Raw genomic sequence first — 10,225 nt, 5'->3', positions numbered from 1 at the left:
GTGCCCCGCTACCCGCGCGGATTCGATACCCAGGCGGCCTACGACGACCTGAGCCGGCGCGACCGCAGGCTCGGCGCGTGGATGCGCCGGATCGGCCCGATCGCGGCGCAGCCGGGTTGGTCCAGGCGTTTCGACCCGGTCGATGCGCTGGCCCGCGCGATCCTGTTCCAGCAGCTCAGCGGCAAGGCCGCGGCCACCATCGTCGGCCGCGTCGAGGCGGCGATCGGCAGCGCGCGGCTGCACGCCGACACGCTGGCGCGGATCGACGATACCGGCCTGCGCGCCTGCGGCGTATCCGGCAACAAGGCGCTGGCCTTGCGCGACCTGGCCCGGCGCGAGGCGGCCGGCGAGATCCCCTCGTTGCGCAAGCTTGCCTTCATGGACGACGAGGCGATCGTGCAGGCGCTGCTGCCGATCCGCGGCATCGGCCGCTGGACCGTGGAGATGATGCTGCTGTTCCGCCTGGGCCGGCCGGACCTGCTGCCGGTGGACGACCTGGGCGTGCGCAAGGGTGCGCAGCGGGTGGACAGGCTGGAGCTGCCGCCGACCGCGAAGGAGTTGCTGGCCCGCGGCGAGCGCTGGGGGCCGTACCGCAGCTACGCGGCGTTCTACCTGTGGAAGATCGCCGACTTCAGCGACGCCGCGAAGCTGCCCACGCCGCGCTCGCAGGAGTAGCGGGCTACGTTTTTTTGTAGGAGCGGCTTCAGCCGCGACCGGGCATTACCGAGAAAGGCCGGTCGCGGCTGAAGCCGCTCCTACAGGAGATGCGCCTGGAGTTGCCGTGGGGCCTTCCTACGCATGTCGGCATGTCGGCATGTCCAGTGGATCCCGTGGAAGATCGCCGACTTCAGCGACGCCGCGAAGCCGCCCACGCCGCGCTCGCAGGAGTAGCGGGGCTACGTTTTTTTGTAGGAGCGGCTTCAGCCGCGACCGGGCTTTACCGAAAAAGGCCGGTCGCGGCTGAAGCCGCTCCTACAGGTCCTACAGGACGTGCGCCTGGAGTCAACGTTGGGCCTTCCGCCGCATCTAACGGCGATGTCCAGTGGCCCACCCTGCGAAAGATCGTCGCCTTCGGCGATGCCGCAAAGCGGCTAACGCCGTGTTCGCGGGAGCAGCGCCGATCGCCGCTGGTTCAGGGCGCTGGTGACGCGGCACTTTCAGGTGCAGCCTGGGCCGCTGGCGCTGGCGTGCGGAACAGCGGATCGTCGCTCAAGCGCGGTCGCTGCGAGGACGGGAAGCGCCGTTCCTGCTGCAGCCAGCGGTGGTATTCGAAGGTGGCGCGCGCCGCGCTCAGGTAGACCAGGATCACGATCACGCCGAGGACCGCGCCACTGAGATGGCCGGTGAGCAGCATGGCGATCCGGGCGAGGACGTAGTAGGCCAGCAACACGCTTGCCGCCACCCGGTGTTTGCGCTGGACGCCACAGGCCAGCGCTGCGATGAACATGGCCTCGATCACGCTGGCCACGCCGACGGCGGTGTTGCCGTTCTTGAGTGCGACCAGTCCGCCGAGCAGGTTGATCGCCGCGCACAACGCGGCCACGATCCAGCCGACCTTGATCCTGCGCAGCACGCTGTCCGGCGCCTTGCTCAGTGGCGCGGCGGGAGCTGCATGGGCGCCGGCTGCCGGCGCCGAATAAGGGTTCTGTTCCATCAGCGTGGATCTCCTCGAAGTGTCGCTGCGACATCGGCCGCAGGCGCGGCAACTTGAGCGCCAGGCCGCCGCAGATTTCTGCCGCGAGCGCCAGCGTGCCGGCCTCATGCCGGCAGGTACTTGTCCCACAGCCGGTTGCGGAAGCGCTGCTGCGGATCGATGCGGCGCTTGATGCGCGCGAACGCCTCGGCTTCGGGATAGGCCGCGGCGAACTGGCGCGGCGTGGCGTGCAGCCGGTACGGCAGGTAGTGGCGGCCCCCGTGCGCCAGCGCCGCGTCGATCAGCTGCCGGGTCCACACCGCCGCGGCCCGGTCCGGGGCGGCGCCGCTGCGCTGCTTGTAGTACAGCACGAAGGAGAACACCGGCTGCGGCGCCCAGCGCAGCAACGACACGGTGTCGGCAGGCGAGTGGCGGATCGAAACGTTGAGCGCGTTGACGTCGTGGCGGCGCAGGATCGCGCCCATCGCGCGCGCGAACGCGGCGAAGGCCGGCAGCGGCAGGAAATACTCCTGCAGCAGGTAGGTGGACATGCGCCGCGTGCGCGGTTCCAGCGAGCGCGCATCCAGGCTGGCCTGGCAGTTGCGGCGCATCACCGCCGGCGTGTGCAGCAGCGGTTCGGTCTGGTAGCGCTCGCGCAGCGCCTCGCCCAGCGGCAGTTCCGAGGCCGCCCAGATCAGGTTCTGTTCGCGCGCATAGTCCTGCCCGCGCGGCACCAGCCGGCGCGTGTCGGTGGGCGCGGCATCGCTGCGCCGCCAGGTCACCGCCAGCGGGCGGTCGAAGTGCGGCGGCATCAGGTCGGCGTTGTGCAGCACCGCGCGCGGGTCGGCGGCGATGCGTTCGGCGAAGAACGCCGGATAGTCCGCCAGCGCCACGCGCTGCGCATGCCGCTCCAGCATGTCGTTGCGGGCCAGCGACAACTCCACCTCGGTGACCACGCCGAGTCCGCCGTAGCCGCCGATCGCCGCGGCGAACAGTTCGGCATCGTGTGCGCGGTCCAGTTCGTGCACCTGGCCCTGCGCGTCGACCAACTGCAGCGCCTGCACCGTGTGCGCGATCGGTCCGGCATGCAGATAACGGCCGTGGCAGTTGACCGCGACCGAGCCGCCGACGCTGAAATTGCTGTAGCTCTGCATCACCGCGATCGCCAGGTCGTGCGGATCGATCAGGTCCTGCAGGTCGCGCCAGCGCATGCCGCTGCGCACGCGGATGCGCTGCGCAGCCGGATCCAGCCGCACCAGCCCGACCAGGTCGCGCAGATCCAGGTGCAGCGAGCCGGCGGCGCCGATCTGCCCGCCCATGCTGTAGCGCGCGCCGCCGATCGAGACCGCGCCGCGGCTGTCGCGCAACAGCGCGGCGACCTCGGCCACGCTGCGCGGCCTGGCGATGCGCGCGACCGCGGTGCGGTCGATGCCGGCGATGTCGGCGACCTGCGGCGCGGCGGCGGTGTCGCGCCCGCATCCCGGCAGGACCAGGGCGGCGCCGGCGCCGAGCAGGGCGGCGCTGGCCGCGCGGCGTTGGGTGTCGATGTGCTCGTCCATAAGCAAGGCGCTCTCGGTGGTGTTGGCAGGGGTGGGGCGTCAGTCCGCGACCAGTTCCACCTGCGTCTGCACGCGCACCCAGGCGTCCTGGCTGGGATCGTGGAGCGTGGCGTGCAGCGTATAGGTGCCGAGCGGATCCTCCGGCTCGAAGCGCAGCTGCAGCGACAGCGGCGCCAGTTCCAGCATGCCGGGCGCGGCCGGCTTGCCGCCGCCGATGGTCAGCGGCCGCGCCGGCTCCTGCAACGCGGCGCGGCCGTCCGGACCCAGCATGCGCAGGCTTAGCTGCGCGTCGCAGGCACCGTCGTTGTTCGGACTGGGCGCGCAGCCCGAATACAGCACGACCACGCGCAGCGGCTCGCCGCGGCGCACGCGTGCGGTCGTGCGCAGGTGCGGGCTGTGGCGGCTGTCGGTCTCGGTCCATTCTTCTCCGAACCGCGCGAACGCGGCTTCGTCGGCGACATGGACCGTTGCCGCGAAGTTCTTGTCGTGCGCGCGCCCGGCGCTGTCGGGCAGCGGCGTGCCCCGGCGATCGTGCCACTGCGCGGAGGCGGCAAACGACAGGGCCAGCCCGCCCAGGGCGCAACACGCCAGGCTGCCGCGCAACAGCAGGCGCGCTGCGCGATGGCTCATGCCGGCGCCTGCGCGTGCCAGCGCCAATGCCAGGGCTCGTAGACGATGCCGTGCCGATTGCCGCGCGGATAGCTCATCCGGTAGCCGAAGCCGCCGGCGTGCGCCTGCAGCCAGGCGAAGGCCGCGGTGCGCTCGAAGCTCTCCTCGGCCGGCGGCTCGCCGGGCGTGCCGATGTCCAGCGCGTCGCCGCTGTGGTGCTCGCTGTAGCCGGGCGCGGCATTGACCTGCAGGATCTGCTGCAGGCTCTGCCCGCGCGCGAACTTGCGCGCGAAGATGCCCAGTTGGTAGTCGTGGCTGCGGTAGCCGGAGATCGCCTCCAGCACCACGCCGTCGCGCGCGGCCGCGCGCTGCAGTGCGTGCCAGGCGCGCGCGGCACCGGCGCTCAGCCACAGCGGGCGCCGGTAGCGGTCGCGGCCGGCGGCGTGCAGGGTGGCGGGTTCGGCCTGGATCGACAGGCCGGTGCTGCGCGCGTAGTCCTCGGCATCCAGGCCGAGGCCGGCCAGGCGTTCGTGCAAGGCGCTCAGCGGCAGCAGCGTGGCGTCGTCGGGCTGCCGGCGCAGGGGCAGGGCGTCGAGGCGGTCCAGTGCCGCGTCGATGCCGGGTTCGTGCATCAGCCGCGGCAACAGTGCGTGCATGCCGTGCGCGGAGGCGACGGCGAGGTAGCGGCCGTCGCACTTGCGCCGCAGCAGCCAGGTCGCCTGCGCGAGCAGACGCGCGTCGGCGTTGCTGCGCGCGCGCAGCAGCGCGGCCGGCAGCAGTTCGATGCATTCGGTATTGAGCAGCAGGGCGGGAGCGGGGCGCATCCGCACAGGGTAGGGCTAAGTGCGGTGCGCGGCCAGCCGTTGCAGATCCTGCAGCAGTTGCCGCGGCTGTTCGGGACTGAGCAGCAGCCAGCGCCCGTCGCGCAGCGGCAGCGCCAGCACGCGGCTGGCATCGGTGAGCAGGCAGAACGCGCGGGCGCCGTTGCGCATGCGGAAATGGCCGGATTTGAAGCCGGGCAGGCCATAGCCGATGGTCTTGCGGGTCGGCGCGAATTCGCCGTGTTCGGCCAGGTCCACCACCCGCGCATGCGCCAGGTCCATTGCCGCGAGGTCGGTGCGCGAGGTGAACAGGCTGGAGCGGACCAGCAGGGTCGGTCCATCCAGGCGGATGCCGCGGCGCAGGTACAGCAGGCTCAGCACCGTGCCGGTCGCCGGCAGCAGGACCAGCGTGGCCCAGTGCAGGCGATGCCCACGGTCCGGGCTGGACAGGCCCACTGCGGCGACCAGGCCGGCGGCGAGCAGCAGCGGCAGCCACAGGCCGAGCAGCGGCAGGCGGCCGGGCGGGGCGACGCGGTAGCCGCGGGCGGCAGGCGTGGCGCGGGAGGTCCGGTGCATGCCGTTCATCGCTGCGCCCGGATCCACTGCGCGGTATCGGCGATCAGCTGCGGGTCGACATGGCCGGGCTGCCCGTACTCGGCCGGCGATGGTGCGCCGCTGCCGGCGATGCCGAGGTGATTGAGCTGCGCATAGCGGTGCAGGGTCGCGCGCCGGTCCTCGCCCAGCGCCTGCTGCCAGCGCTGCCAGTCCGGCGCGGTGACCTGCACGTCGCGCTCGCCCTGCAGCCACAGCACCGGCATCGGGCCGAGCGTGCGCAGCTCGGCGACCGGGTCGATCCGGTCGAGGTCGCGTGCGTACGCGGCGGGAACCGGGATGCCGAGCAGGCGCACCGTGTCGCCGGCGGCCGCGCCCGCCGGAGGAGGCTCGCGGATGCGGCGGACCTCGGCCTGCACCTGGTCGATGGCGGACTGCGGCGAGCCCAGCGCGCGCATCTGCTCGAGCAGCAGATCCAGGAACGGGCGTGCCGGTGCGCCCAACAGCACGATGCCGGCCACGTGCCGCGAGCGCGCGGCGATGCGCGGCGCCAGCAGCGCGCCCTGGCTGTGGCCGAACAGGTAGATGCGGTTCGCGTCGATCGCGCGGTTGCCGGCGAGCGAGGCGATCGCGGCCACCGCGTCGTTGGTGGTCTCGCCATCGACGCTGAGGCGTGCGCCGGCCATCGATTCGGGTTTGGCGTAGGTGCGTTTGTCGTAGCGCAGGACCGCGATGCCATGCTCGGCCAGGCCATGCGCCAGGTCCAGGAACGGCTTGTTGGGGCCGATGGTTTCGTCGCGATCGTGCGGGCCGGAGCCATGGACCAGCACGACGGCGGGGAAGGGGCCGGTGCCTTTGGGCAGGGTAAGCGTGCCTGGCAGGTCGCCGACGCTGGCGGCCTGTTCGGTGTAGCGGGCGTCGGCGTCGGGCGCTGCCGGTGGCGCGGCGGAAGCGGCGGGCACGATCAGCAGGCTGGAGATCTTGCCCTCGGTATCGACGCCCACGCGCGCCTGCAGTTCGCCCTTGGCGTACTGCAGCGGCACCAGGACCAGCGTCGTTGTGCCCTCGGTCTGCTGCTCGGAGTGTCCGCGCTCTTGCAGCGGACCGAGTTGGCGTTGCAGTGACGTCCAGACCGCGGCGAGCTTCTGCGGCGTCAACGCGGCATGCATGCGCGCATCGAAATCGGCGGTTGCGGCGGTGTAGTCGCCGGCCTGCAGGCGATCCAGCAGCGTGTTCGCTGCCTGCTGAGGCGAGGCCGCCAGTGCAGCGGCCGGGAACAGCAGCGATGCCAGCATGGGACCGAGGTGGCGGCGTGGGCGCATGTCAGCTCGCCTTCTTGAACACCAGCAGCACCGGCCACAGCCGCGGCGAGCTGATCACGTTGACCAGTTCCCAGCCCAGGGCGCCTTGCTTGTTCAGCTCGGCCTGGATCGGTTCGGCGTCCACCTTGCCGAGAAAGGTGGGCTTGAGATTCACTTCGACAGTGAGGTAAGTCCAGCGCGTGGTCATGGCTTGGGTTCCTTGTCCTCGCCGGGCTTGGGCAGCCGGCCGGCCTTGCGCAGCGCGTCGCGCAACACGTATTCGATCTGCGCGTTGAGGCTGCGCAGCTCGTCGTCGGCCCAGCGCTGCACCGCCGCCAGCACGTCGGCGTTGATGCGCAGCGGATAGGCCTTCTTCTCGCTCATGCGGAACGGCTCCTTTGCATCCGTGCGGCCGCTGCCGCATGGAAGTGGCAGGGCTGGCGCATCAGTACAGCGAGCCGGCGTTGACGATCGGTTGCGCGCCGCGGTCCGAGCACAGCACGGTCAGCAGGTTGCTGACCATGTGCGCCTTGCGTTCCTCGTCCAGTTGCACGGTGCCGTTCTTCTCCAGCTCGGCCAGCGCCATCTCGACCATGCCCACCGCGCCGGAGACGATGCGCGTGCGCGCGGCGATCACCGCATTGGCCTGCTGCCGCTGCAGCATCGCCTGGGCGATTTCCGGCGCATAGGCGAGGTGGCTGATGCGCGCCTCGATCACGTCCACCCCGGCCTGGGTCAGGCGTTCGTCGAGGTGGCGCTTGAGCTGCTCGCTGATCTCGGCCGGGTGGCTGCGCAGCGAGATCTGGTTGTCCTCGTGCTGGTCGTAGGGATAGCTGGTGGCCATCGCGCGCAGCGCCGACTCGGACTGGATGTGCACGAAGCTTTCGTAGTCGTCGACGTTGTACACCGCCTCGGAGGCGTCGATCACCTGCCACACGATCACCGCGGCGATCTCGATCGGGCTGCCATCCAGTTCGTTGACCTTGAGCCGGCCGCTCTCGAAGTTGCGCACGCGCTGGCTGACCTTCTTCTTCGAATAGAAGGGGTTGTTCCAGCGCAGGCCGTTGTCCTTGACCGTGCCCACGTACTTGCCGAACAGGCTCAGCACCGCGGCCTGGTTCGGCTGCACCGTGTACAGGCCGCACAGGCTGACCAGGGCGGCGGCGCCGAGCAGCAGCGCCAGCAGCACCAGCCACAGCGAGGTCGGCCCGCCGCTGACCGGGTCCTTGATGATGCCGATCACGAACAGCCACAGCGCCAGCCCGGCCAGCGCCAGGACGCCGAGCAGGAGCGGAATGCCGGGCAGCGAGCGAAGCGTGCGTTCTTTCATGACGGTCTCCCCAGGTGTGTAGCGAGAAGATATCACTTTGATATCGGTTTGCAAGGGGCTGAGAATCGGGAATCGGGAATGGGGAATGGGGAATGGGGAATGGGGAATCGTGGAAGCGGGTCCGTGCGGGCCGACTGGTCCAAGAGGCGCCTTGTGAATCGCCACTCCCCACTCCTGCGGCTACGCGCGGTACCCGCTGTCGAGGATCAGAAGGGGGCGACGTCGCGAGGTCTGGGAGAGGCATGCGGCTACGGCCACGGCCGGGATGCCGGCCTGGCCGGCGTCGGCCGGTGTGCATGCATCGGCCGCGCGCACTGCTACGCCGGCGCCGATTCGGCGCTCTTGCGAATCCCTAATCCCGATTCCCGATTCCCGATTCCCGATTCCCGAATCCCGAATCCCGGCCGCCGCAAGCGCCCACTCAGCCGCCGATGATGACCACGGGCGTGCGCAGCGAGGCCAGGTGATGGGTGCCGACGGCGATGTCGCTGCGGTAGCAACCGGGGACCTCGACGGTGCAGCGCTTGCCGACCCGGACCCCCGCGGCGATCTCCACGCGCCGCCCCAGCGTCGCATGGCTGCCGATGACGGCTTCGGCGCCGACGAAGACGCCGGCGTCGATCCAGGCGGATGCGCCGACCTTGGCGCCGTGTTCCAGGACGGCGGCCGTGCCGATCCAGGCATTGAACGCGATGTCGCAGTGCGCGCCGACGATCGCTCCGGCGCCGATCATGCAGTTCTCGCCGATCCTGGCGGTGGGCGCGACCACCGCGCCACGGCACACCAGCGGCGGCATCTTCACCCCGCGCGATTTCAGTTCGCCCATCAGTTCGAGGCGGCGGAAATTGAGGAATTGCGATCCCCAGGCGACGAAGGCGGTCGCATCGCTGCCGGCCAGCGCGGGCAGCGACGCCAGGTCGAAGCGGTAGTCCTGGTCCTGGCCGACGTCCACCGGGTGCAGCACGGTGTCCGGCGCCGCTTCGGCCCAGGCGGCCAGCGCCCACTGCAGCAGCGCCCCGGAGCCGATCAGGTATTTCTCAGAGGGCATGCCGGCCCTCCATGACATCCATGTACCAGCGTTCGACCTGCATGTTGCCATGCTCGTAATCGCCCAGCACCGCGCGCGGCGCGCCGCTGCGCAGCCCCGATTGCACGCTTTGCATGATGTCGATGTCCTCGCGCAGCACCTGCTCGGCGCCTTGCAGGTGCGCCAGCAGCACCGCATCGGAGGTCGCGTAGCGGTGCTTCTTGCGCGCGGTGACGTAATACACGGTGAGGTCGGTGCGCTGCGCGGACAGCGGCTGGTGGTGCTCGATGATGAAGGAATAGCCGCCCGAGCCCGAGGCGATGTGCAGGTTCGGATACAGCAGCCAGTTCAGGTACCAGTCGTCGTTGCCGAAGCGCTCGACCTTGTCGTGCCAGGCGTAGTGCGGCAGCGACTGCAGGGGTTCGTTCAGGCCGCCATTGCTGAAACTGCGCAGGCGGGCCAGGTGTTCGGCCTGCGAGGCGCTGCCCTGCGCATGGTAGCGGTGCGCATCGGCGATGCCGGCCTCGTCCATCTGCGCCTGGAACTTCACCTGCCGGGCCAGGGTGCGCGCATGCACGAAGCGTGGGTGCAGGCTGTCGCGCAGGTTCTCGTAGGCCAGCTTCCAGTTGAAGTTGGCCTCGAAGGTGGCTACCAGTACCTCGTTGTCGAAGTGCTCCGACGCCCTGCGCAGCATGTCCAGCGCCGGCAGCGAGAACTGCGCTTCCAGCGGGAGCGGATTTGCGGAAAGATTCACGAACACCAGGTTGCCGATGCAGGCCACGGCGAAGCGCTTGAGCCGCAGGCATTCGCGCTGCTGCGGCGGCAGGCGGTAGGCGTCGTCGTGGAACGGAATGTTGTCCACGCCGCCGTCGGCGCCGTAGCGCCAGCCGTGGTAGCCGCAAACCAGCGGCCGCACGCCCTGCGGCTGTTGCTGCAGCGGGTTCTGCCGATGCAGGCACAGGTTGTCGAACGCGCGCAGTTCGCCGTCGAAGTTCTGCACCACCACGTCCACCCCGCACACCGAGCGCCGCACGAAGGCGTTGTGCCTGTCCAGCAGCATGCGCGGGGCGACGAACTGCCACAGCGGCCGCATCAGGCACTCGCGCTCGCGCGCGAACCATGCCTCGTCGATGTAGGCCTCGGCCGGGATCAGCGAATGCATGCGCGGCGTTCTTCGGTTCGCGCTTCGCCGACCACGGCCACCGGCGCCGGCGAACCCGGGCGGCAGGGCGGGTTCGGCTTCGGCCCGAGGCGGCCTGGCCCGGCGAGCGATGCCGCTGCGGCGCTGCGCGCGGACGCATGCGGATGCCGGCTGCGCCACGCGGTGCGTGCCGATCGGCGTGTGCGCGCGGCGGTGCGTTGGTTCATGGCGGCGTCCCGGGCTGGTGCGAGG

At 70.6% G+C, this 10,225-nt stretch carries 12 protein-coding genes; 1 reads left to right on the top strand and 11 read right to left on the bottom strand.

All coding sequences use genetic code 11. From position 1 onward, the window contains the following. A complete protein-coding gene (locus tag AB3X10_RS16320) occupies positions 1-675 on the top strand; it encodes a DNA-3-methyladenine glycosylase family protein (protein WP_369976365.1) in 675 nt (224 codons plus the stop codon). A 457-nt stretch (positions 676-1,132) separates the two neighbouring features. Here the strand turns inward: AB3X10_RS16320 and AB3X10_RS16315 are convergent, their stop codons facing one another. The 11 genes from AB3X10_RS16315 to AB3X10_RS16265 form a co-directional block, all read right to left on the bottom strand. Beyond that, the gene (locus AB3X10_RS16315) at positions 1,133-1,573 is read right to left on the bottom strand and encodes a hypothetical protein (RefSeq protein WP_369976363.1); all 441 of its coding nucleotides are present in this window, start codon (positions 1,571-1,573) and stop codon (positions 1,133-1,135) included. Between the two features lie 185 nt (positions 1,574-1,758). Next, positions 1,759-3,192 carry an FAD-binding oxidoreductase gene (locus AB3X10_RS16310; RefSeq protein ID WP_369976361.1) on the bottom strand — a complete coding sequence of 478 codons (1,434 nt, stop codon included), beginning with the start codon at positions 3,190-3,192 and terminating at the stop codon, positions 1,759-1,761. A 39-nt stretch (positions 3,193-3,231) separates the two neighbouring features. Beyond that, positions 3,232-3,822 (bottom strand): hypothetical protein, encoded by a 591-nt coding sequence (locus tag AB3X10_RS16305; protein WP_369976359.1) that lies wholly within the window; start codon positions 3,820-3,822, stop codon positions 3,232-3,234. Next, a complete protein-coding gene (locus AB3X10_RS16300; protein ID WP_369976357.1) occupies positions 3,819-4,625 on the bottom strand; it encodes a M15 family metallopeptidase in 807 nt (268 codons plus the stop codon). Before AB3X10_RS16300 ends, AB3X10_RS16305 begins: the two co-directional genes overlap by 4 nt. 15 nt (positions 4,626-4,640) lie before the next feature. Continuing rightward, a complete protein-coding gene (locus AB3X10_RS16295) occupies positions 4,641-5,198 on the bottom strand; it encodes a PH domain-containing protein (RefSeq protein ID WP_369976355.1) in 558 nt (185 codons plus the stop codon). Between the two features lie 5 nt (positions 5,199-5,203). Continuing rightward, positions 5,204-6,496, bottom strand: a complete 1,293-nt coding sequence (locus AB3X10_RS16290; RefSeq protein ID WP_369976353.1) for an alpha/beta fold hydrolase — start codon at positions 6,494-6,496, stop codon at positions 5,204-5,206. A 1-nt stretch (position 6,497) separates the two neighbouring features. After that, positions 6,498-6,683 (bottom strand): DUF4177 domain-containing protein, encoded by a 186-nt coding sequence (locus tag AB3X10_RS16285; protein WP_179570776.1) that lies wholly within the window; start codon positions 6,681-6,683, stop codon positions 6,498-6,500. Beyond that, the gene (locus tag AB3X10_RS16280) at positions 6,680-6,859 is read right to left on the bottom strand and encodes an Arc family DNA binding domain-containing protein (protein ID WP_369976351.1); all 180 of its coding nucleotides are present in this window, start codon (positions 6,857-6,859) and stop codon (positions 6,680-6,682) included. Before AB3X10_RS16280 ends, AB3X10_RS16285 begins: the two co-directional genes overlap by 4 nt. A gap of 61 nt (positions 6,860-6,920) precedes the next feature. Then, the gene (locus AB3X10_RS16275; protein WP_369976350.1) at positions 6,921-7,805 is read right to left on the bottom strand and encodes an SPFH domain-containing protein; all 885 of its coding nucleotides are present in this window, start codon (positions 7,803-7,805) and stop codon (positions 6,921-6,923) included. 421 nt (positions 7,806-8,226) lie between these two features. After that, a complete protein-coding gene (locus tag AB3X10_RS16270; RefSeq protein ID WP_369976349.1) occupies positions 8,227-8,853 on the bottom strand; it encodes a DapH/DapD/GlmU-related protein in 627 nt (208 codons plus the stop codon). Beyond that, positions 8,843-9,994: an aromatic ring-hydroxylating oxygenase subunit alpha gene (locus tag AB3X10_RS16265; RefSeq protein WP_369976347.1), complete on the bottom strand. Its 1,152-nt coding sequence runs from the start codon at positions 9,992-9,994 to the stop codon at positions 8,843-8,845. Before AB3X10_RS16265 ends, AB3X10_RS16270 begins: the two co-directional genes overlap by 11 nt. Positions 9,995-10,225 lie beyond the last annotated feature (231 nt).

Source organism: Xanthomonas sp. DAR 80977 (assembly GCF_041240605.1).
Lineage (GTDB): Bacteria > Pseudomonadota > Gammaproteobacteria > Xanthomonadales > Xanthomonadaceae > Xanthomonas_A > Xanthomonas_A bundabergensis.
The sequence above is the reverse complement of the archived record's forward strand: the minus strand, read 5'-3'. Positions and strand labels throughout refer to the sequence as shown.

Bases quoted from the DNA above. Each gene is read 5' to 3' on its own strand.
- AB3X10_RS16290 (WP_369976353.1), bottom strand. From the start codon at position 6,496: ATGCGCCCACGCCGCCACCTCGGTCCCATGCTGGCATCGCTGCTGTTC.
- AB3X10_RS16300 (WP_369976357.1), bottom strand. From the start codon at position 4,625: ATGCGCCCCGCTCCCGCCCTGCTGCTCAATACCGAATGCATCGAACTG.
- AB3X10_RS16285 (WP_179570776.1), bottom strand. From the start codon at position 6,683: ATGACCACGCGCTGGACTTACCTCACTGTCGAAGTGAATCTCAAGCCC.
- AB3X10_RS16270 (WP_369976349.1), bottom strand. From the start codon at position 8,853: ATGCCCTCTGAGAAATACCTGATCGGCTCCGGGGCGCTGCTGCAGTGG.
- AB3X10_RS16295 (WP_369976355.1), bottom strand. From the start codon at position 5,198: ATGCACCGGACCTCCCGCGCCACGCCTGCCGCCCGCGGCTACCGCGTC.
- AB3X10_RS16265 (WP_369976347.1), bottom strand. From the start codon at position 9,994: ATGCATTCGCTGATCCCGGCCGAGGCCTACATCGACGAGGCATGGTTC.
- AB3X10_RS16275 (WP_369976350.1), bottom strand. From the start codon at position 7,805: ATGAAAGAACGCACGCTTCGCTCGCTGCCCGGCATTCCGCTCCTGCTC.
- AB3X10_RS16310 (WP_369976361.1), bottom strand. From the start codon at position 3,192: ATGGACGAGCACATCGACACCCAACGCCGCGCGGCCAGCGCCGCCCTG.
- AB3X10_RS16280 (WP_369976351.1), bottom strand. From the start codon at position 6,859: ATGAGCGAGAAGAAGGCCTATCCGCTGCGCATCAACGCCGACGTGCTG.
- AB3X10_RS16305 (WP_369976359.1), bottom strand. From the start codon at position 3,822: ATGAGCCATCGCGCAGCGCGCCTGCTGTTGCGCGGCAGCCTGGCGTGT.